This window comes from Burkholderiales bacterium (genome assembly GCA_036262035.1).
GTDB lineage: Bacteria > Pseudomonadota > Gammaproteobacteria > Burkholderiales > SG8-41 > JAQGMV01.
Genome location: DATAJS010000009.1, coordinates 185,177 through 205,104, shown reverse-complemented (window position 1 = coordinate 205,104; position 19,928 = coordinate 185,177). Strand labels below are relative to the sequence as shown.

Here is a 19,928-nt window from a genome sequence, read left to right as displayed (position 1 = left end):
GGATGTGCGGCGTCGCCGGAATCCTTCAGCTCAGCATGACGGCCGCTCCGCCCGAGCGCGAGGCGCTGCTGCGGATGGCCGCTGCGCTCAGGCATCGCGGGCCCGACGAGTTCGGCCTCTACCGCGATGCTCGTGCGGGTCTTGCTCACGCACGTCTGTCGGTGATCGACGTCGCGTGCGGACACCAGCCGCTGTCGAACCGCGACGGCAGCGTGTGGATCGCTTTCAATGGCGAGATCTTCAATTACATCGAGCTGCGTGACGAGCTGATCGGGCTCGGCTACGCCTTCAGCACGCACAGCGACACCGAGGTCATCGTGCACGCGTTCAGCGCGTGGGGCGAGGACGCTTTCACGCGCATGAACGGGCAATGGGCGCTGGCCTTGTGGCAGCCGCGCGAGCAGAGGCTCACCCTCGCGCGCGACCGCCTCGGCGTGCGCCCGCTGCACGTCTGCCGCCATGCAGGCCGGCTTTACTTCGCGAGCGAAGTGAAATCGATCTTCGCGGCCGACGCGTCGATCCCTCGCGCCCTCGATCCCGAAGGTATCGACGAGACGTTCACCTTCTGGTCGCCGGTCGCCCCACGCACGGCGTTCGCCGGCGTCGAAGAGCTGCGTCCCGGGCACCTGCAGGTGTACGAACGCGGCAGCATGCGCGAGCGGGCGTACTGGCAGCCCTCGTTCCCGCAGGAAGCGCGGCGCGAAGGACAGTTCGGCGGCTCGATCGAGGATGCGGCGCACGCGGTGCTGGATTCACTTCGGGCAGCGACACGCTTGCGCGCCTTGCGCGCGGACGTTCCGGTCGGCAGCTATCTGTCCGGAGGTCTCGACAGCTCGCTCATCGCCGCGCTCGCGCGCGAAGCCTCGAGCGCGAAGCTGCGCACGTTTTCGCTGCGCTTCGCCGACGCCGAATACGACGAGACGAGCTTTCAACGCCTGATGGCGCAGCGGCTCGCGAGCGAGCATCGCGAGATCGTGGTGACGCGCGCCGACATCGCCGAAGCCTTTCCCGCCGCCGTGTACCACGCCGAGCGGCCGATCCTCAGAACCGCGCCTGTACCTCTGCTCCTCCTCTCGCGGCTCACGCAGCGCTCCGGGATCAAGGTCGTGATGACCGGAGAAGGCGCGGACGAGGTCTTCGCCGGATACGACCTGTTCCGCGAAGGCAAGGTGCGGCGATTCTGGGCGCGCCATCCCGAAAGCGCGCTGCGGCCCCGGCTCCTCGAGCGGCTCTACCCGTACCTGCAACGCTCGCCCGTCGCGCAGCAGGCCATGGCGCGGCAATTCTTCGGACGCAATCTCGAAGCGTTTGCTTCGCCCGGCTTCGCGCACGCGACGCGGTGGCGGACGACGAGCGCGCTGAAACGCATGTTCTCCCCGGCATTGCGGGCAGTCCTCGCGGGGCAGGACAATGCCGCGGCGTTGCTCGCGGCGCTGCCGGCGGAGTTCGGGCGCTGGAGCGCGCTCGCGCAGGATCAGTATCTCGAGATGCGCACTCTGCTCGCGGGCTATCTCCTCTCCTCGCAAGGCGATCGCATGCTCATGGCGAGCTCGGTCGAAGGACGCTTTCCGTTCCTGGACCGCGACGTCGTGGCGCTCGCGCAGACGCTCCCCGATCGCTACAAGCTTCGCGCGCTCGACGAGAAACACGTGCTCAAGCGCGCCGCGCGCGGCCTGGTACCCAGGGAGATCCTCGAGCGCGTGAAGCAGCCGTATCGCGCTCCCGATGCGCTCGCGTTCGTCGCGTCGGCTCGCCCCCGCTACCTCGACGAGCTGCTCGCCCCGGCCAGCATCGCCGACGCCGGCGTCTTCGACCCCAAGGCCGTCGATCAGCTCTGGAAGAAGTGCATCGGTCGCACGACCGAGGCTCAGTTCTCGAACGCGGACAACATGGCGCTGGTGGGCGTGCTGTCCACGCAGGTTCTGCACGAACGTTTCGTACGCCGGCGGCCCGTGGAGCACGCCGACCTTCCGCTCACCGTGGACCACGACTCGGTGCTCGAGACATGCCGATAGAAGAACCCGGGACGCCGCAAGAAGAACGCACGAGCGTCGAGGCCGCGATACGCGCCGGCCGCGCGACCTTCATGGGGCTCGAGCTGCGTGTCGGTGCGGGCGCGCTCGTGCCGCGGGCCGAGACCGAGCTTCTCGCGCGCGCAGCGCTGGCGGAGCTCGCGGGCGGATCGTGCGCCCGCGTGATCGACATGTGCTGCGGAACCGGCAACCTCGCCTGCGCGATCGCGCATCGGGCTGCGGGCGCCCGCGTCTGGGCGAGCGATCTCACCGGGCCATGCGTGGACCTCGCGCGCGCCAACGCCGCGGCGTTGGGGCTGGAGGACCGCGTGTCGGTGCACCAGGGGGATCTTTTCGCCAGCCTCGACAGCCTCGGGCTGGAAGGCACGGTCGACGTCGTCGTCTGTAACCCGCCCTATATCTCGGAGAAACGCCTGCTCGAAGAGCGCGGCGACCTGCTGTTGCTGGAGCCGCGCGAGGCGTTCGCGGCGGGCGCATACGGCCTGAGCATTCACCAGCGCGTGATACGCGAGGCGCTGCGCTACCTGCGGCCGGGGGGAATATTGCTCGTAGAGATCGGCGCAGGCCAGCAAAAGCAGGTCGAGATGCTGTACGCTCGCGCCCGCGAGTACGAGGACGTCCGCGCGATCCGCGACGCCGCCGGCGAGCCGCGGGTCATCGGCGGCCGGCGCCGTGCCCCGCCGGCGCAGCCACACGGAGAAAGCATTTGATGGAAATCAGGGAACAGGTTTCGACGTTCATCCGCTCGAACTTCTACGTACCGGACTCGGTGAAGCTGGCCGACGATGCGTCGCTGCTCGAGCACGGCATCATCGATTCGACCGGTGTGCTCGAGCTCGTCGGGTTCATCGAGGACTCGTTCGGCATCGAGATCGCCGACGCCGAGCTGGTGCCGCAGAATCTCGATTCGATCGCGTCGATCGTAAGCTTCGTACAGCGCAAGCAGAGCTGATTCGAGCCGCAGGCGTCTGCCTCGCCTGCATCTTCGCTGCGGCCGGCGAACCGCTCACCGCACGGTCCGCGCGCATGCCTCCAACGCCTGGTCGATCCGCCCGCTCCGACTGGCAAAACACTCCAGCGCCGCGCGTATGCCCTCCCGCCTGCCGGTGTTGTAGCTCGTCTTGGACGCGTGGGCGACCGCCTGGTTGATCTGGTCTTCGCAGACGTAGGTGCGGAAGCCGAGGCCGCAGCCCCACAACGCGACCGCGACGAAGATGCACGAAAGAACGAGTCCGACGCCCCGGCGAGCTTCTTTCATGACCGCCCCTTTTTCGATGGTGCCCGGAACCGGACTCGAACCGGTACGCCATTGCTGGCGAGGGATTTTAAGTCCAAGACGCTGTTCTTCCGGGCATTTCTGGGTTGCTCTTCTACGAGTGAACCGCGCCGGGGATAATACGCCCGTTTGCTCTGGTTCGTTGCTGGCGCTGTCCCGCTACTGTCCCACGAAAGCAGCGGGCGGCGCGTTTCGCTGAACCCTACGTCGACATCAAGAGGCAAGTCCGATGGCGCTTAAAGCGACCGAAGTCTTCACGCCCGGCGCGTTTCCGTCTCACACATACGTCGAGCGAAAGTCGGATCGGCTCGAGCAAGCGCTTCAGGATGCGCTGGCGACGCCCGGCCAGCTTGTGTCCGTGTCGGGTCCGTCGAAGTCAGGGAAAACGGTGTTGGTCGAGAAAGTGGTGGGCCCCGACAACCTCATCACCATCACCGGCGCAGGCATCCAGCAGCCGAACGACCTTTGGGACCGTGTCCTCGACTGGATGGATGCACCGACCACTCGGAAAAGCGGCGCGAAAACGGGTGGGCAGGTGGCGGTTAAGGCGGAGGTGCAAGGAAGCGCCGGTCTGCCGTTTATTGGAGAAATCGAGGGAAAGGTCGACGGCGGCGCGCAGCTGCAGCACGATCGTTCCAACGAGAAGAGCTTTGAGCGCACAGGGATGAAGCAGGTGGTCGACGAGATCGCGAACAGCGACTTCGTTCTGCTGATCGACGACTTTCACTACATGCCAAGGCTCGTCCAGGAAGACGCCGCAAAGATCATCAAGGAAGCCATTCGGCTCGGCGTCAAGGTGTGCGCGGCCGCTGTGCGCCATCGCGGCGATGATGTCGTCCGCGCGAACCCTGAATTGCGCGGGCGCGTCAGGGCGATCGACCTCAACTACTGGGCTGCTGCCGAACTGAAGCAAATCGCGCGCACTGGCTTCGACGCGCTCAAGGTGGATTTTCCGGAAGAGGCGATCGATCGATTCGTTGTCGAGGCCGCGGGCTCTCCTCAGCTCATGCAGTCGATCTGCCTTAACGCGTGCTTCGTTACCGGCGCTCGTGAACGGGGATTGACTCGGAAGTCGATCACCTGTTCCGACGCCGATATCAAGACGATCTTCGAGCAGACGACCACCAGTACGGACTTTCGGTCACTGGTCGACGTCCTCGACGCCGGCCCGAAGACTCGAGGAACCGAGCGGCGGCTATATGACTTCAAGGACGGAACGAAGGGGGACGTGTACCGCTGCATTCTAAAGGCGGTGTCCTCGGACCCTCCTCGCTTGGCCCACGACTACGACGAGATTACGCGCCGCGTGCGCCGCATCTGCGCCTCGGACATGCCCGTGGGGTCGAGCGTCATCGGCACGTGCCTGCACATGAGCAAGCTGGCGCAGGAAAAATTTCCGAACGAACGCGCGATCGATTGGGACGAACAGAAGCAGATCCTTGATATCCCGGACCCTTACCTGCTGTTCTATTTGCGCTGGTCCGAGCGACTGAACGAAGACCCCGGGCCATAACCCGAACGACGTGCACGACTCTCGCCATGCCAAAAACTCTAACCGACATTTTCCCCGATCCAGAACTGTTGTTGAAGCTCTCGCCGGACGACTTGGCCCCCGTGGTTCTCCAGCTCGCCCGTGATCGTCCTCAACCGAGCGGTTTGGTGCATCCGGCCGCGATTTTCGAGCAGGTGCACGGCCCGATTGGCCAGCATGAGAAAGGCTACCCGCAGCAGCAAAAAGACGCAGTCGAACGGGCTTTGAACGAAGCGTGGCAAGTGCTGGTTGAGAATCGGCTGGTGATACGCGAGCCCGGGGTCAACGGCAACAACGGCTATCACCGCATCAGCGAGCGGGCTGCTGCGATCACGTCGGCGACTGATTTTGAGCACTACCGGGATGCATTGAAGTTCCCGAAATCACTGCTGCATCACGCGCTGCACGAAACGGCGTGGATGAGTCTCGCCCGCGGCGAATGGGATGAGGCCGTGACCCGAGCGATGAAGGCCGTCGAAGAGGCGGTACGGCACGCGGGCGGATTCGGTGCCGGAGACTACGGTGTTGTGCTAATGCGGGCCGCCTTCAACCCGGAGAAGCCGGGTCCGCTCACAGATCCATCAGCAGAGCTCGCCGAGCGGAAAGGCATGGCCGACCTATTCGCCGGAACGTTTGGTGCCTATCGGAACAGCGTGGCCCACCGGACGGTCGGCATCGGGGCCGCCAAGGCGCGGGAACTCGTCATGTTGGCGTCTCATCTCCTGCGGATAGTCGACGACCGGCGTCCCTGACGCGACCGGGATCGCTGCTCGCCCACCGTGTAACCCGCGTGAAGATCGCGGGTCACCCGCGAGGCCAGTCCTCGAACTCGAGGAGCATCGGCAACTCGCCGGTGATGCCGTGTTCGGCCAGGTCGGTCGGGTCGATGAACTTGACGGCGACGATCTGCATCAGCGGGAACGTTGCGCATCTTTAAAGTTGCGCTGCTGGCGCCCGGTCTCGCGCGCCCCTTCAATGTAAGAACGGCCGACCTGTTCGCCTTGCCGCTTGATCTCGCCGCGGACCGAAGCGATCACGCCCGTCTGCTCGCGGACCAAGTCGTTGCCCTGCTCAATGGCGTAGCACAGGCGGTCGGCGGCTGCGCTGTCGCTGGACGAACCGCTCGCGCGCCCGGCGCGTATCTCCGCCGCCTCCGATGCCGTCGCGATGTACTCGCCTCGGTGCAGGCGCGCCACGTAGCCGTCGTAGGGCACATAGTCGAGGCCCTCGGCATGGCTGGGGATCCCGCCTAAGCCTGTGATGAGGTCGCGCAGGGTCTGCAACTGCTGCGTGAGCGCGGCGAGCTCGGCCGCCTTGCCGAACGTCTGGTCGTAGACGCCGCCGGACGCCCAAAACGCTTCCTTGAACGCGATCGCGGAGGCCTCGTTCGTGTAGCGCAGCACGTTGTAGTCCGAGAAGAACTGGCCGTCACGCACCTCGAAGGTCGCGCGCTGGCCCGCGGTGTTCTCGAGGCCGACACCGTACTGCGCCGCGAGCGTCCAAATGTTCGCGATCCCAGTGTTGACGCCGGACGTGACGGTGTCGCGCATCGCCGCCGCGCTCGACAGCGCCGCCTGCTGGGTGGCGATCTGGGCCATCTTCGCGGCGGCGGCCTCTTCCTGGGCACGCCGCGCGGCGTCGGCGGCATTGAGCTCCTGCTGCAGACCGATGAGGGTGTTCATCGCCTGCACCGTGCGGTTGATGCCGTCGACCATCGTCGCGAACTGCGAGCTCTGCGTCGTCGAGTTCTGGGCGAGCTGCACGAGCATCGCTTCGCTGACGTTCGTGTCCCGTGCCGTCAGGTTGCGGATTGCGTCCGACGTCGAGTTACCGGCGACGACCTGCCCGGTCTGCTGATTGATGCCCTGCACGACCTGCCCGGTGCGCGCATCGAGCGTGGTGTTCCCGAGGATAATTTCCCGCGTCTGCGCGTTCATCAGATCATTGCCGGTCGAGATGCGACCGCTCTGGTCTCGCGCGATCTCGCTGAGCGCCGTGACATTGCCGCCTGCGCTTACCGTTGCCGCGTAGACGCGCCCGGTTTGATCTTGAATGGCGTACTGCCCGGCCGCGAGCGGTCCGCTGGCGCCGAGTAGCGCCTGCGCTTGATCGAGCATGCGTTGGTCGTACGAGGTGATCGCCCCGGTCTGGCTCACCGTGGCCTGCAGCACCTGACCCGTGACCGGATCCGTGACGTTGTAGTTGCCCGCGAGCAGCGAGTTCGTCTGCACGCCGAGAGCATCGCGAACCGACGTGACCCGACCGGCGTTGTCGACCGTGGCGGCGAGCACGCGGCCCGTTGCATCGAGCACCTGATACGTCCCGGCTGCGAGCGCACCGCCGGCCGACAGCCCGACATTGATCGCTCCGGTCTGCTCGACCGTCGCCTGAAAGATGCGCCCGGTGTTCGGGTCGCTCACCATGTAGTTTCCCGAGAGCAGCGACGTCGTCTGCCCACCGATCGCATCCCGCACCGACGTGATGCGGCCCGCCGAGTCGACCGTGAGATTCACCAACTGGCCGGTCTGCGGATCCGTGACCATGTAATTGCCGCCGAGCAGCGCCGCCGTTTGCTGACGCATCACGGTCGGAAGTGCGGTGATTTCGCCCGTTTGCGCGCTGATCATCGAATTGCCGCTGATGACGGCACCAGTGGTGCCCTGCACGGAACTGTTCACCGTCAGGATGTTGCGCCCAGCGTCGGCGATCAGGTCGCGGACGCCCTCGAGCACCGCCAGTTGTTCGTTCAGCTTGTCCAGCTGGGGCGAGGGCTTCTCGAGTTCGGCGAGGATGTTCTGAAGCACGCCGGTCTGAATATCGAGCAGCGTTGCCTGATAATCCATCGTGCCCGCGAAGACGTCGCTCGCCACGCCCGCCTGCTCGAGCATCGCCATGACGCGCGAGAAATCGTCGGTGTACGCCTGCGACGACGCGTTGTAGCTGCGGCTAGCCTGCAGGAATTCCTGCGCGATGTTCGGCAACTGCGCGAGCGCGCCGCGATCACCGGACAGCGCCGCGGCGAAGACCGACCCGAGGGTGTTGCGGGACTCGGCGAGCTTCTGACCTGGAAGTAGCGTCGAAAGGTTGCCCTGACGCAGCGATCGGATGGTCTCCTGCATGGACTGGCTGGCGGCACGGTACGCATCGGCGCTCTGACGCGCTTGGTCGGCTGCAGATTCCGACGTCCTGATCTGCTCCTGCAGCGCGTCGAGCGCGGCGCTGCGCGACTCGTCGACGCGGGCCTGAAGGCTCACCAGTGCGTCCTCGACTTCGGCGATCTCCTCCGTCACCGCGGCGAACGCTGGCGCGATCGAGATCAGCGCGGCGAACATACGCTTCCCCGCGTCGGTCGCAAGATCCTGCGCCTCGACCAGGTCGCGGAACTCGGCACGCGTGCGCGGCAGCGACGAAATGCCCAGCGCGACCATCTGCTCGTTCACGCCCTTCAGCGCGTTCGCCTGCTTCTCGGCGGCGGTGAAGAACGCCTCGTAGTAGCCGTTGAGCATCGGCACTGCTGTCTGAATGTCACCGAAGACGGCGAGCAGCTCCTCGGACGTGGCCTTGATGCCGCTGATGTCCGCGATCTTGACGATCACCTCGTTGAGCTCTTTGAGCGAAGCGGCGTACGCGAGCACCTCGTCGATTTGATCTTTCGAGAGCTCGGCCGCGGGCTTCACCGTCGCGAAGAAATCGGCCAGATACTTCGGCAGCTGGGCGTTGCGGATGACCTCGAGCATCGCGCGCGCCGCCTCACGCTGCACGTTCTCCTGCGTGAGCGCTACCGGCGAGCCGTGCCACTCGCCCACCTTAAAGACGTTTCGGTCGAGCCCAATCGACGCGTCGAGGCCGAAGTTCGGCTCCTGGCTGTTCTTTCCGGTGTTCGACGCGTAGCTGAGTGCATACGCCGGAAGCGTGATGCCGAGCGTCTTGGCGATCTCGCCGAGGGTCTTCACGATAGGCTCGAGCACCTGCTGTCCGCCGCTCGAGCCACCATAGGCCGCGGGCGCGTTCGCGTTCAGGGCGTGCACGTATGAGCTATCGATGACCTTCGCGGGAATCTTGTTCTTGCCGGTCAGCGACCCGATGAGCGACCCGATGACGGCGCCCAGCGCGGTGCCGATGCCCGGGATGATAGAGCCGATCGCGGCGCCCGCGGCAGTGAAGCCCGCGCCGCGCGCGTTGCCCATGGCGAGCTGAATCGCGGCGCCGATGAACGGCGCGGCGCTGCCCAAGGTCGCACCGAGACCTTCGCCGAAGAACGTGTTGAGCGTGTTTCCGAACTCCGTTATCACCTCGGAACCGAGCGACACGCCGAGCTTCTGCACGCCCCCGGCGAGCGTCAGGCCGAGATTGTTCCCGGGGAAAGAGCTGAAAAGGCCCCCGATGTTGCTGAGGCTGCCAAGGCTTTGCAGCGAGTTCAGCGCGCCGCCGATGCCGCTGATACCTCCGGCGCCACCTTGCGTCGCCAGCGTGCCCGCCGCGCCGAACGCACCGCGCGCGACGTCGGTTCCGGCGACGGTGGTCACGACCTGGATTAGGAATGGCCGCAGCGTCATCTGGTACAGCAGGTCGAACAGCGTGTTCTTCAGCGTGTCGCGCAGTCGCTCGAACGTCGACTTGCCGCTGTCAAAGATCGAGCGGAATGTGTCGCGCGCCGTCTCGTCGATGGAGCGCCACATGTCGACCTGCACATCGCGCTGCGCATCGGCGACCCGTTTGGCTTCGTTGATCTGCACCTGCGTTTCGTTGCGCCGGCGAATTTCGTCCGGAAGCTGCGCCTCGCGCCGCTGGAAGTCGGCGGCGGCTGACTGCTTCTGCAGAGCCTTCTCGGCGTCCGAGATCAGCAGCTGGTCGATGCGGTGCTGCTCGGCCTTCAGGTCATTGTTCAAGCGTCGCCGCTCGATCTCGACCTGCATCGCGGTGTGATAGTCGATCGTTCGCGCCGTGAGTTCGTCGTAGCCCGCGCCGAGGGTCGCGATGGCGCCGCGCTCCATCTCGAGTAGCTTCTGCTGAAACTGCGCATCCTGGGCTTGGGTCGACAACGCCGCGTTCCGCGCCGCCCCCATCTCGATCAACTGCTGCTCGAGGTCGTCGGCCGCCGAAGCCATCGCCTCGTACGACTTCAGCCAGAGATTCGCGAGCTCGCGCAGGTCCTGCTCTTCCTGAAGCTTCAGAAGGCTGCGCTCTCTGGTCGCGGTCCGCTGAACGATCATGCGGTGCGCCTCGAGTTCCATGATTTCCTTGGTCGCGGCCAGCTGCTCGTCGGGCTTTCCGTTCTTTTCGATTTCCTTTTGCGCGGCGATCAGCTGAGTGATGCCCGCCAGTTCGACCTGCAGCGCCACCTGCTGCATGCGGTGTCGCTTCTCGTAGAACTGCTGCGCACTCAGCAACCCGGCCCGGTATTCGGCCTCGTCGATCGCACGCACCATTTCAAGAAAGTCGCGCTGGTCTTCGAGCTGCAGCTTCGCCGCGGTGAGCGCCTTTTCGCGCGCTTCCTTCGCGAGCTGGGGGTCGGCGAACGGGCGGGTCAGCGACATCGCGCGGTTGAGTTCGCGCTGATTCTGGGCGATGACGTCGGCACTGAGCTTGACCGCGTCGGCGACTTTCTTGCCGCCGTCGAGGATGCTCTTTTCCCACTCGTCGAAGCGCCGGCGCGCCTCCGCCGCATCCTCCTGCGCCATTTCCCGGAGCTTCCCGAAGTTGCGCAGGGCCTCGGCCGCCCCGGCGAAATCGCCAGTCGCTGCGGCGCGGACCGCACGCATGAGGGCCTCGGATTGCGCGGCAATCGCGGCGATCTCCATGCCGATGCCGCGCAGTACGAACGCAACGTTTCCGCCGAAGACGATCAGCGCCTGCAACGGCACATTGAGGAGTTCGACGTTCTCGGCGAGCAGCGTGATCAGGTCGGCGAGCGCCTTGGCACCGCCATTGGCCTCGCTCGCCGTGCCGACGAACTTCATGAGCGAGTTGTTCAGCTGCGTGAACGACTGCGCGATGGTCTTCGGCATCTTCTCGAACTCGCGGTCGAGAATCTCGCCCTGCCGCAGGAGCGCGTTGAACACCGCGTCTGCGGTGAGCTTGCCCTGCTGGCCGAGCTCGCGCAGCCGTCCCACGCTGATACCGAGGCCGTCGGCAATGGCCTGCGCGAGCCGCGGCGTCTGCTCGAGGACGCTGTTCAGTTCTTCGCCGCGCAGCGTGCCCGAGGCGAAGCCTTGCCCGAGCTGCATGAGCGCCGCGGCGGCGCTCTCCTGCGCCGCCCCCGAAATGATCAGGCTCTTGTTGATCGACTCGGTGACGCGCAGGCGCTGCTGCTCGGTCACGTTCAGCGTCTGGGTAGATCGAGCAATGCGCGTGTAGGTGTCAGCGGTCTGCTCGAAGCCCACCCGCGTTCGCTGCGCCATCTGGAACAGGCGCTCCTGCGTCTTCGCTAGTTCCCCGGTGCTGCCGGTGACGAGCTTGATCCGTCCTTCCAGGTTCGCCCACGTGTCGGCGTAACGAATGAGCTCGCGGATCCCCAGACCGATGCCCATGCCCGCGAGCAGGCCCTGAATCCGGCGGACAGAGGTCGAGACCTGGCGCTCCGCGTCGCCCATGAGCTTCTTGACGTCGCCCATGTCCTTCGTGAGCTTCGCGAGGTTCGCCATCATCTGAATCTCGAGCGTACCGGCGATCACGACGTCGACCTCATCAGGAGATGGGAGGTGCCGGCCGCGCCCGGAAGACGTGCGGGCGCGGCGCGGCGGCGGAAGGTTGTGTTGTTGAGCCGGGCACTCATCCGCTTACCCCGGCATCACGAGCGCTGGCCCGTAGATTCGCAATCAGCGCGCTCCGAGCTTCACGAAGAACGCGCGGCTCGCCTGACCGTTCGTGCGCTCGATGGGCGCGTTCCACCACGGCTGGCCGCCGACGCGCAGCACGAAGCGGAACGCGGTGACGTCGTAGTCGAAGAACACGTGGATCGAAACGTCCTGACGGATGCCGCCCGCCTTGACGACGCTCAGGTACTGCGACAGGTCGGCCAGCACGAGGTCGCCGGCGTCGCCGAGCGCGGGCATCGCTTCGGAGGTGATGATCGGGCGACCGAGCAACGTGCCGTACGGCGACGCGCTCAGACCGCCGGGCGGCAGATACACCGGCACCGGGTTCGCGTCGCTGCCCGGGAACTTCATCTTCATCAGCTGCGTCTCGATGTCCGCGTTGGCCAGCCACACCGCTCGCCGCTTCGACTGCGCGGGCAGCCGACCGTACATGTTCACGATGTTGTCGTAGACGATGCTGTCAGCGACCTGGCCGGATTCCGCGGCTACCGTGACGGTGCCGGGCGAGTTCAGGATCCCCATCGGCATGCCGACGCCGGTGCCCGCGATGATCGCAGCGTTGACCTTGTAGTCGATCTTCTCGGGCGCTTTGCGGTTGACGTACGATGCCATCGCGGGCGCATCCTCGAGGAGCTCGTCGGTGAGCGGCACGAGCGCGATGATCTTGTTCGCCTTCACCGTGAGGCCCGACAGCGACGGCTTGGACTGCTGCTTCTGGCCCGCTTCCGACTCCCAGTAGGCCTGGATGCCGCCGGTCTCCTGCCACGGCGTCGTCTGGTCCGCCGGCACGGTGATCGCGTTGCTCGAGGTCGTCATCTGGTCGGTGCGCGAGAGCAGCGAGTCTTCGCCCATGACCTTCTGAACGATGTTCTCACGGAAGTCCGGCGGCACCGCGAAGCCGCCGTCGGCACCGACACCTTCCTGACCGTATGTGGTCGGCGCGTTCGCCACGAGGCGCGGGTCGACGCGGCCGCCCTGCGCGCTCGCCCGCATCACGCACATGAAGAACTCGGCCTCGTCACGGAAGCCACCGGATCCGGCGGAGGTGCTGCGCGGAGACGCGGGAACCGACGCGCGCGGCTCGCGCTGTTGCCGCGCCTGCTGCGCGCGCGTGGTGTGGTCTTCCGGGACTTGCCTTTGAAAGCCGTTCGCCTCCACGCGACGCGTCGTCATCGAAGTCCCCGCCGAGACGGGCGAGCGACGCTGCGCCATGTCGACTCGCGCCTCGACGCTCTCGAACTCGGCGAAGATTTCGTTGATGCGCTGCTGCTCCTCCGCGTTCGGCTCGCGGTTCTCGACCCTCGACCGCGCATCGATCCCCTGCGCTTCGTCGCGGAGATCGATCATGCGCTGCTGGAGTTCTTCAACGGTCTCGCCATCGTTGAAGATGAGCGCGCCCGGAGTCATCCCGAAGTGCGCTGCGACCGCCGCTGCGGTGGTAGGGAGGGTGCACAGAGCGCCGATGGCTGCCGTGATCGCGGCGCGATATTGCGCTTTTTTCATCGCGTGATCGTCCTTTTCGTAAGACTGGCGTCGCCACGAGCGCACGCCGAAACCGAACGGCCGCACATGCGGTCGCTCACCTTGGTCTCAGGGTGCGTGCTCAGGCTGGCCCGATCACGCTGCGCGGGGCTGGCCCCGCTTCGCGGCGCCCTGTGGTCCGGGCGCTGAGGTCGCGATGCGCGAAAGGTAGCCAGCCTTTCGAAAAGTTGCAAGAGGTCTCAGCCGTCAAGATCGACAGCAAGCGTGCCGAGCTCTCCGAACTCATTCCCGTCGCGGTCGAGCATCGCCATGCGCAGCTGCGGCTGCTTCATCGCGTTGATGCGCAATTCGACCGTGCCGCCGTTTTGGAAAAGCGCCTGCGCGCGCTCGCGCGCTGCTGGCGGCAGTTCGTTGAGGCGCGCCTCGCCGTATCGCGCGGCGGCCTCGAGCAGTGCGGTGCCGAGGGTCTTGTCCATCTCACCTTCCTTTCGTTGTCGACTTGATGTTCCAGGGATGGTCGGGATCGAGCGGCCAGCCGTCGACCGAGACGCCGCGCGACTTCCTGCGCTTCTTTCCCTGCTGGGCGATGGTCAGGGCCCGATGGCAATCCTCGTTCACCGCGCGCAAGTTCTCGAGCTCGTCGGTGCCGCCTTCGGCCTTCGGCTTGATATGGTCGACTTCGGTAGCCGCCCGCAGGCGAACCTTGCCGCCAGGTGGGCGACATGCGGGGCATCGGCAAAGGTGGTCGTCGCGCTCGAGGACGATCGCCCGCAGGCGGTCCCATTCGGAGCCGTACCCGCGCTCGTGACGGCTGTCGCGGCTCCAAGCCATGTCAGTGCACCACCGGCTTCACGGTGTCGCAGGGACACGAAATGAGCTGTCGCCCGCACTGCGGGCACCGCTCGACGCAGCAATTCCAGTGATGCACGAAGCCCGGCGCGGCGTTGCAGTCGCGGCAGCGCCGCGGCCCCTGCCATGGCACCGCGGGCAGCGTCGATCCATCCGGATAAACCACGACCTCGATCCCGCAACCGTCTGCCGTGGACATGTCGAGTTCGCAGTCGATGCACTTCGCCATCGCGCCCTCACCTCCTGCCGAACCGCGGGTCGTTGACCCCCGGTCCGAAATTCGCGGCTATTCGCGGAAAGGTGCGGCGCGGTCCCCCGGGATCGATCCCCGAAGGATTTTCCCCACCCCTACCCTCGGTCATCAGCTCTGCTCCTCGGCGTTGAAAAGCGGATCGCGCCGCTCGGCATCCTCACGCGCGCGTCGTGCGAGCTCGCCGCGGCTGATCGTGCGCACGTCCGGCGCGCGTCGATGGAGGAAGCACTTCGCGTAGAGCGAGAAGCGCGTGCACCCTGGCTCGCTGCACTGGGTCAGGCTCTCGAGGCGCTTCACGGCTTCGGCTCCGCTGCTGCGTCGAGCGCTGCGAGGGCTGCACGTGCGCGCTCGACTTCCTTCATCGCGACGTCGGCCATCCCGGCAGCGCCGGGCGTGTTCTGAAGCGCTGCCGCCGCAGCGTTCGAGAACGCGCGCTTCGCTCGCTCGAGCCTGTCGACGGCGCGTTCGCGCGGCGTCATGCCGACGAGCTTGGCCGTTTCCTTCAGGGCGCGATTGATTGCTCGCTTGGTCGGCTTGCCGAATGTGCCGGTCACTGCACACCTCGCGCGAACTTGCGGGCGAGGCCGCGTGCCAGCTCTGCCGCATCGGGCTTGCCGTGTCGCTCTTCGCCTTCGGCGGGCGCGGCGCCAACGGCGCCCGTGTTGCTTGTACGTGTTAATTCTGTGTTCAAAACCATGTTAGTTGGGTCGTCGGCCCGGACCATGGAGGACTGACGACCCGGACCAACGGACTGAAAGCCCGGACCATCGGACCGAAAGCCCGGACCAAGTGCGTCGGATGGAATTCCGTCGGAAGGTCCGGGCGTAGGGCCCGCACCATCGGCGCTTGGTCCGGTAGCAGGGCCCGGACCATCGCCGTGTTGGTGCGGAACGTCGGCCCGGACCATGGTCGCATGAGGTCCGGAACTACAGCCCGCACCATCGGCCGGAAACGACAGCCCATAGACGCTGACCTTCCAGCCGCGTCCGTTGCCGCGCATCCAGCGCATCAACCAGCCTTCGTCGATCGCATGCCGGATATGGGTGCGGACCGCTTTCTCGTTCATGCCGGTCTCGATCGCGAGCGTCTCGAACGACACGCAAATCTCAGTCGAGCGTTGATTCCAGTGCGTCGCCAATGTGAGGCAGACGTGACGCGTCGGCGGCCTGCGAGGTCCGCCAGGTGCGCAGATACGCCGCTCCCATTCGAAGCGAAACCGTTTGAGCGAGTCGGATGCCATGCCGTCACCGGCGCCTGAGCTGAATCGCTGGCGCCGCGGCAATGTTCGGCACGATCAGCGACTCTCCGGAGTCGCGCGGGCACCGTCCAGCGTGTCCGCGATGAACTTGCCCCAGCTGTCCGCATTGGCTGGAAGCGGCGTGCCCGCAGCCATGCGCGCGACGATCTCGACGCCGATCTTCTCGAACTGCGCCATGAGGAGATCGGCCGCGGGACTCGTGAGTTGCTGCTTCAGCGCGAGGATCTCGGCCGAGCACGTCAACAGCTGCGCATCCATCGCGCGCACGCGCTGCTCGAGCTCGGCGAGCCGAGTGTCGGGCGGGGCGTTCTCGGCGGCGCGACGCTGCGCGCGATTCAAGCAGACACCGCGGCATCGTCGCGCTTCATCACCTCGAGGAATCGCTCCTCGACGATGACAACACGGGCGCCCCGCCGGTAGATCGCTCCTTGCTCCTCAAGCTTCTTGCCGCGCTTGAAGATCAGACACCGAACGGCGCCCGGGGTGTATGCGGGATGCTTCTCGGAAAACGATTTGATCGTGTGGTGGGTTTCCATTCGTCGCCCTCTTCATCTAAACAACCGAGGGCGATTCTGAACAGTGCACGCCGAAGTTCAAGTGGGGTATGCGCCGCATACCCTACGTTATGCGCGCATACCCCACTTATTTATTTTTCGGACGTGGCTTTTCGGACGCTCTGGATGTGCTTGCGCAACCAGTCGCGGACGGTTTCGAGGCTGACGCGCTCTGCGGTCTCGCCAGTCTCGCGCTCATGCTCGAGGCACAATCGCTCGAGTTCAGGATGGATGTCGCGCGCCGCTACGGCGGCTTTCGTGTAACCGCCGGCTTGGAATAGATCGACCGCCTTCAACTTCAATGCGCGCGTCCAGCCCCACCGCGCATCGGCAAGCTCACGCCCTTTCTCGGACTGGTCGCCTTCGACCGAAAGCACCTGATCGGCGCGCAAGATCGTGCCGCCGTGGCGGGTGATCCAGTGCAGCTCGCGCCATAGTCTGGCCTCGTTCCCAGCCGCCAGCGCGTCGCGCAACGTCCCTCGATGCGTCAGGACGTGGCAGGCGGCCAGCAGGCGCGCAAAGCGCGGGTCGACGATCTCGTCACCTGCGAGGCCATAACGCAGGTCGAGTTCGATCCACGAATATGCCGAGTTCGTGTAGTGCCATGACCGCGCGACTTGGATCGCTTCAATGATCGGGAGGCCCTCTTTCGCCACGATGTCGATCGCTCTGCGCGTAACCATCGCGGCGAACCCGCGTGCGCGCGCCAGTTCAGCCGAGTACCAGATGGGCGAACGCTCGGTGTCGTACAGGTTTCGCCAAAGCGCCTGTTCCTGCTCATAGGCGTCCGCGACGTCTTCTTCAGTCGTGTGGCTCGGCGGATCGGCCGCCATGTCGCGCCCTCGCGCATCCTCGGGAGAAGAACCAGCGCTGGTGCGGCCCGAGGGTGCCGCACCGCCGCCGTCGCGGCTGCGCTGGGGTGAGTCGATCATACCTCGCTCAGCGTGGCACCTCGACATATTCCCCGAGGTGCTCGCGGAGATGGTCGAGCGAGGCCGCGACGCTGAGCAGCGCGGCATCCTCGTCCGTCATGTCGGTGAGCTGCTGGGCGACGAGACGCACGATTGCAGCGAGGCCCTCGAGGGCGCACGCTGCGTCGTCGATCGTCTTGCTGGGGATCGTGTATGTCCTATGCCCGGGGACTGAATGTGCGGCAGAAGGTGAAACTGTAGAATCGTTGGTAGCCGTCATGGTCGTGATCTTCCAGTGAGATCGCGGGCGCGGCGGTTAGGTCGGCGGTGTCCTGTTCGCGCAGGCCCGCCGGCCGCCTCACTCCGCTGGGTTTCGAATGGAACGTCGGAAACTGCGGGAAGCGCCGAAGGCTTACGGGACGTGCGTCATGGCGTCAGCTCCAGTGATGCTGCGTTGAGGTCAGCCGCTCGCGATGTTCGCGCATCGCGCTCGGGCCCAGTGTTCGCCGATCAGATCGGCCTTGCAAACCTCCTCTATTTCTCAGCGGCGGCCCTTGGTTTTGGGACAAGGAAATGCCGAGTCCAGAGCGAGGATTGCGTTAATCACGGCTGCTTGGTGAAGCTGCTCAGGGTTTGCCTGCAAGAACCTCACGACAATCCGCGCTGCTTGGCTATTAGAGACGCCATTCTCCGGCAGGCACGGTGTCGGTGCTGCCGTCGGACCTGGGTGGAACAAGATGTTCGTCTGAGTAACGCCCTGCAGAAAGTTCGCGCACGCGATTGTGTAAGCGCCTCGCCGTACGGCGTCGCTTTCGCCCAATTTCTCCCGAGGATTATTGACCCCGTCGACCGCTTCCTGGCACACGCGGAGCAAGCTATTGCCATCAGATATAACGATCGAAGGCTCCGCCGCCTCGGACACACTCGCTGCCGCGGTGATCGCCAGCCACGCGATGGCTACTGCAACGGGCATCACGCTCATTTCGCCTCCCCATTCATCATCATCGCCCGCTCTCGCGCAGCTCGTCCTCGACGTAAGCATAGACGCGAAACTGATCCCAAAGGTCGAACACAAAGATCGGGTCCCTCGGCGCTTCGGCAGCGACCGCCTTCCGAATACGAATGGCGCGGCCTCGCTCGTGGAGCTCTCCGAACTGCTCGAGCAACTCTTGCACCTCTGCCGCGCGCTCTGGTTCCATCATCGAGACGCCGATGCGCCCGGTTTCGATATACCGATTCTCTGTGAGATAAACGGTGCCCCTCACAAGCTTTTCGACGAAGCGCCGGATCGACGCGGCGCTGACGACTATCGCGAATCGGTCCTTTGGTTGAACGGGGCCAATCTCGGGAACTCGTCGGAGGTCGGTCGCTTGTTCGACCGGCTTGATGAGCTTTTCGAAGCGCCGACGCTTCTTGATTCGCTTCAACGCGTCAAGTCGGCTCGTCGCGCGTTTGTGGTCCATGGAGTTCCGGACCGTCATCAGGATGCGCTCGGTCGCAGGACCGTCTGGGTTCAAGCATGCTGCGAAGCGAAGGAGCAAATCTTCCTCGATCCTCCCGTACTCGTGATTGCACGCGCGGCAGGCCGGAACGGTCCATTTCTCGAGCGTGTGCGGCATCACCGCCGGATACCACGCGCGCGGGAACAGGTGATCGTCGGTGATCGCGTCGACCGTCGCGAGACAGTGCACGCAGCGACCGCTCTTCGGCTTGGCCATCAGTCGTTCGCCGGAAGAAACTTGTTCACCATGCGCTCGACCACGGCAGCGGTGTGCTGCTCGCCGAGGTGAGCATAGCGCTTCACCATCGCCAGCGTCTTGTGCCCGAGCACTGCGGCGATCTCGGGCGCGGTCGCGCCGCTCATCGCGAGATACGAGGCGGCGCTGTGCCGAAGGTCGTGGAACCGGAAGTCGCGCACGTCCGCCGTCGCCAGCGCGTCGCGCCACGCATTCTCGATGTTCAGTGGCAGGGTCGGAAGCGGCCCGGGGAAGACGCGATCGTCGTCGGCGCGGCGCGCATCGGCCCACGTGCGCAGCACGGTAAGCGCGGATCCGGCGACCGGCACCGACCGGCGCTCGCGGTTCTTCGTGATGTGGAAGGTGACCATGCCGCGCTCGAGGTCGACGTCGGCCCAGCGCAGCCCGAGGAGCTCGCCGCGGCGCGCGCCGGTGGCGAGGGCCAGCATGACGAGCGGACGCAGCCACGGCGCGCCGTGCGAAGCCGTAGCGCGCAGCAGGCGGTCTCTTTCATCCTCCGATAGGAAGCGCACGACGCCCGGGTGCTCGGCGCCACGGCTGACCGCTGGCATCGGGGACTGCTCGAGCCAGTGCCACTCGCGTATGGCTTCGCGGAAGCACGCCGATATCGCGGCGAGGTAGCGGTTCACCGTCGCGGGCGTGCGCAGGCCGCCGCGTGTGGTCTTGCCGGCGAGCAGCTCGTCGCGGCACTCCGCGATGAGCGCGGGCGTGACGTGCACGATCGCGACGTCGCCGATGCGCTCCCGCCACCAAGTCAGCAGCGCGGACGTCTTCACCGCGTCCTTGTTGCGCGCCCGGCGTGGCAGCGACTGCGTCGTGAACCGGTCGATCATCTCGGCGACCGTGCGCCGCGAAGCTTCAGCGGTCGGGAGCTGGCGCCCTCGGCGCAGCGTCGCCTCGATCTGCTGAGCCCAGTCGCGCGCGTCGGTCTTGCGCGTGAAAGTCTGCGAGTGCTCGGGATGCCCTTTCAGGCGCACGCGCGCGCGGTAGCTGAGCGTGCCGTCGTGCTGCTTTCGGGTCTCGATGATCGCCATGGGTTCAGTGTCCCATCAGCGTCCCGCGAACGTCAACCGAGGATCCCGCGTTATGCGTAAGTCCTTGTTTTTTGGTGCCCGGAGCCGGACTCGAACCGGCACACCCGGTTAAGGGTCAGGGATTTTAAGTCCCTTGTGTCTACCAATTTCACCATCCGGGCTGGAGGGCTGC

General features: G+C 65.7%; 20 protein-coding genes and 2 tRNA genes. 5 read left to right on the top strand and 17 right to left on the bottom strand.

The window, feature by feature from the left end; all coding sequences use genetic code 11:
* Window positions 1-2 precede the first annotated feature (2 nt).
* The 3 genes from asnB to VHP37_06955 are packed head-to-tail and all read left to right on the top strand — an operon-like array spanning window position 3 to window position 2,985.
* Window positions 3-2,015, top strand: a complete 2,013-nt coding sequence (gene asnB, locus VHP37_06965; protein HEX2826068.1) for an asparagine synthase (glutamine-hydrolyzing) — start codon at window positions 3-5, stop codon at window positions 2,013-2,015.
* Window positions 2,006-2,743, top strand: a complete 738-nt coding sequence (locus VHP37_06960; GenBank protein ID HEX2826067.1) for a HemK family protein methyltransferase — start codon at window positions 2,006-2,008, stop codon at window positions 2,741-2,743. Before asnB ends, VHP37_06960 begins: the two co-directional genes overlap by 10 nt.
* Window positions 2,743-2,985 carry an acyl carrier protein gene (locus VHP37_06955; GenBank protein HEX2826066.1) on the top strand — a complete coding sequence of 81 codons (243 nt, stop codon included), beginning with the start codon at window positions 2,743-2,745 and terminating at the stop codon, window positions 2,983-2,985. The genes VHP37_06960 and VHP37_06955 overlap by 1 nt, the downstream gene beginning before the upstream one ends.
* Before the next feature lie 54 nt (window positions 2,986-3,039).
* On the opposite strand, the gene VHP37_06950 is transcribed toward VHP37_06955, so the two are convergent.
* The gene (locus VHP37_06950; protein HEX2826065.1) at window positions 3,040-3,291 is read right to left on the bottom strand and encodes a hypothetical protein; all 252 of its coding nucleotides are present in this window, start codon (window positions 3,289-3,291) and stop codon (window positions 3,040-3,042) included.
* A gap of 17 nt (window positions 3,292-3,308) precedes the next feature.
* Window positions 3,309-3,386, bottom strand: a tRNA-OTHER gene (locus VHP37_06945).
* Window positions 3,387-3,538: 152 nt separating this feature from the next.
* On the opposite strand from VHP37_06945, the gene VHP37_06940 reads away from it, so the two are divergent.
* Window positions 3,539-4,822: a hypothetical protein gene (locus tag VHP37_06940; GenBank protein ID HEX2826064.1), complete on the top strand. Its 1,284-nt coding sequence runs from the start codon at window positions 3,539-3,541 to the stop codon at window positions 4,820-4,822.
* Between the two features lie 26 nt (window positions 4,823-4,848).
* Complete coding sequence (locus VHP37_06935) at window positions 4,849-5,592, top strand: TIGR02391 family protein (protein HEX2826063.1); 744 nt, start codon at window positions 4,849-4,851, stop codon at window positions 5,590-5,592.
* A gap of 159 nt (window positions 5,593-5,751) precedes the next feature.
* Here the strand turns inward: VHP37_06935 and VHP37_06930 are convergent, their stop codons facing one another.
* From VHP37_06930 to VHP37_06860, 15 genes are all read right to left on the bottom strand, one after another.
* Entirely contained in the window at window positions 5,752-11,514 is a 5,763-nt protein-coding gene (locus tag VHP37_06930; protein ID HEX2826062.1) for a tape measure protein, read from the bottom strand.
* A gap of 144 nt (window positions 11,515-11,658) precedes the next feature.
* Window positions 11,659-13,161, bottom strand: a complete 1,503-nt coding sequence (locus VHP37_06925; protein ID HEX2826061.1) for a phage major capsid protein — start codon at window positions 13,159-13,161, stop codon at window positions 11,659-11,661.
* A gap of 218 nt (window positions 13,162-13,379) precedes the next feature.
* Window positions 13,380-13,616, bottom strand: a complete 237-nt coding sequence (locus VHP37_06920; GenBank protein HEX2826060.1) for a hypothetical protein — start codon at window positions 13,614-13,616, stop codon at window positions 13,380-13,382.
* 1 nt (window position 13,617) lies between these two features.
* Complete coding sequence (locus tag VHP37_06915) at window positions 13,618-13,971, bottom strand: HNH endonuclease signature motif containing protein (protein HEX2826059.1); 354 nt, start codon at window positions 13,969-13,971, stop codon at window positions 13,618-13,620.
* Between the two features lies 1 nt (window position 13,972).
* A complete protein-coding gene (locus VHP37_06910; GenBank protein HEX2826058.1) occupies window positions 13,973-14,218 on the bottom strand; it encodes a hypothetical protein in 246 nt (81 codons plus the stop codon).
* A gap of 132 nt (window positions 14,219-14,350) precedes the next feature.
* Window positions 14,351-14,539 carry a hypothetical protein gene (locus VHP37_06905; protein ID HEX2826057.1) on the bottom strand — a complete coding sequence of 63 codons (189 nt, stop codon included), beginning with the start codon at window positions 14,537-14,539 and terminating at the stop codon, window positions 14,351-14,353.
* Window positions 14,536-14,796 carry a hypothetical protein gene (locus VHP37_06900; protein HEX2826056.1) on the bottom strand — a complete coding sequence of 87 codons (261 nt, stop codon included), beginning with the start codon at window positions 14,794-14,796 and terminating at the stop codon, window positions 14,536-14,538. Before VHP37_06900 ends, VHP37_06905 begins: the two co-directional genes overlap by 4 nt.
* Complete coding sequence (locus VHP37_06895; protein HEX2826055.1) at window positions 14,793-15,482, bottom strand: helix-turn-helix domain-containing protein; 690 nt, start codon at window positions 15,480-15,482, stop codon at window positions 14,793-14,795. Before VHP37_06895 ends, VHP37_06900 begins: the two co-directional genes overlap by 4 nt.
* A 54-nt stretch (window positions 15,483-15,536) precedes the next feature.
* Window positions 15,537-15,839, bottom strand: a complete 303-nt coding sequence (locus VHP37_06890; protein ID HEX2826054.1) for a hypothetical protein — start codon at window positions 15,837-15,839, stop codon at window positions 15,537-15,539.
* Window positions 15,836-16,036, bottom strand: a complete 201-nt coding sequence (locus tag VHP37_06885) for a hypothetical protein (GenBank protein HEX2826053.1) — start codon at window positions 16,034-16,036, stop codon at window positions 15,836-15,838. Before VHP37_06885 ends, VHP37_06890 begins: the two co-directional genes overlap by 4 nt.
* 110 nt (window positions 16,037-16,146) lie before the next feature.
* Window positions 16,147-16,986, bottom strand: coding sequence for a hypothetical protein (locus tag VHP37_06880; protein ID HEX2826052.1), 840 nt, complete (start codon window positions 16,984-16,986; stop codon window positions 16,147-16,149).
* Window positions 16,987-16,993: 7 nt separating this feature from the next.
* On the bottom strand, window positions 16,994-17,116 hold the full coding sequence (locus VHP37_06875) for a hypothetical protein (protein HEX2826051.1): 123 nt from the start codon (window positions 17,114-17,116) through the stop codon (window positions 16,994-16,996).
* 850 nt (window positions 17,117-17,966) lie between these two features.
* Window positions 17,967-18,683: a hypothetical protein gene (locus tag VHP37_06870; GenBank protein HEX2826050.1), complete on the bottom strand. Its 717-nt coding sequence runs from the start codon at window positions 18,681-18,683 to the stop codon at window positions 17,967-17,969.
* Window positions 18,683-19,756 (bottom strand): site-specific integrase, encoded by a 1,074-nt coding sequence (locus tag VHP37_06865; GenBank protein HEX2826049.1) that lies wholly within the window; start codon window positions 19,754-19,756, stop codon window positions 18,683-18,685. The genes VHP37_06870 and VHP37_06865 overlap by 1 nt, the downstream gene beginning before the upstream one ends.
* A gap of 72 nt (window positions 19,757-19,828) precedes the next feature.
* Window positions 19,829-19,917: transfer RNA gene (locus tag VHP37_06860), tRNA-Leu, on the bottom strand.
* Between the last annotated feature and the right edge of the window lie 11 nt (window positions 19,918-19,928).